1 protein-coding gene is annotated in these 1,106 nt (G+C 65.0%); it reads left to right on the top strand.

Annotated features, from left to right (window positions below):
- A partial coding sequence (gene dnaE / locus KN815_RS18145) for a DNA polymerase III subunit alpha (protein WP_216342976.1) occupies positions 1-1,106 on the top strand: 1,106 nt, incomplete at both ends.

The raw sequence follows: 1,106 nt of genomic DNA, 5'->3' as shown, positions 1-1,106 counted from the left end.
ACTTCATCATGTGGGCCAAGAACAACGGCATCGCGGTCGGCCCCGGCCGAGGCTCCGCGGCCGGTTCGATCGTCTCGTACGCGATGGGCATCACCGACCTCGACCCGGTCGAGCACGGGCTGATCTTCGAGCGGTTCCTCAACCCCGAGCGTGTGTCCATGCCCGATGTCGACATCGACTTCGACGAGCGTCGGCGCGGTGAGGTCATCCGGTACGTCACCGAGAAATACGGCCACGACAAGGTCGCCCAGATCGGCACCTACGGCACCATCAAGGCCAAGAACGCCATCAAGGACTCGGCCCGGGTGCTCGGCTATCCGTACGCGATGGGCGACCGCATCACCAAGGCCATGCCCGCCGACGTCCTCGGCAAGGGCATCCCGCTCTCCGGTATCACCGATGAGAAGCACCCCCGCTACAGCGAGGCGGGCGAGGTGCGCGGGATGTATGAGAACGAGCCGGATGTGAAGAAGGTCATCGACACCGCGCGCGGTATCGAGGGCCTGGTGCGCCAGATGGGTGTGCACGCCGCCGGTGTGATCATGTCGAGCGAGACGGTGACCGACCATGTCCCGGTCTTCTCGCCGAAGAACGACGGCCAGGTCGTGACCCAGTGGGACTACCCCACCTGTGAGTCGCTCGGCCTGCTGAAGATGGACTTCCTGGGCCTGCGCAACCTGACCATCATGGACGACGCCGTCAAGATGGTGCGCGCCAACAAGGGCATCGACCTGAAGATGCTCGATCTGTCCCTGGACGACCCCAAGACCTTCGAACTGCTCTGCCGCGGTGACACCCTCGGCGTCTTCCAGTTCGACGGCGGCCCGATGCGCTCCCTGCTGCGCATGATGAAGCCCGACAACTTCGAGGACATTTCCGCCGTCTCGGCCCTCTACCGGCCGGGCCCGATGGGCATGAACTCGCATATCAACTACGCGCTGCGGAAGAACGGGCAGCAGGAGATCACCCCGATCCACCCCGAGCTGGAGGAGCCGCTCAAGGAGGTCCTGGGCATCACCTACGGCCTCATCGTGTACCAGGAGCAGGTGCAGAAGGCCGCCCAGGTGCTCGCCGGCTATTCGCTCGGCCAGGCCGACCTGCTCCGC

It is taken from the genome of Streptomyces niphimycinicus (assembly GCF_018883605.1).
GTDB classification, from domain to species: Bacteria; Actinomycetota; Actinomycetes; order Streptomycetales; family Streptomycetaceae; genus Streptomyces; species Streptomyces niphimycinicus.
This window is presented reverse-complemented; position numbering and strand designations above follow the sequence as displayed.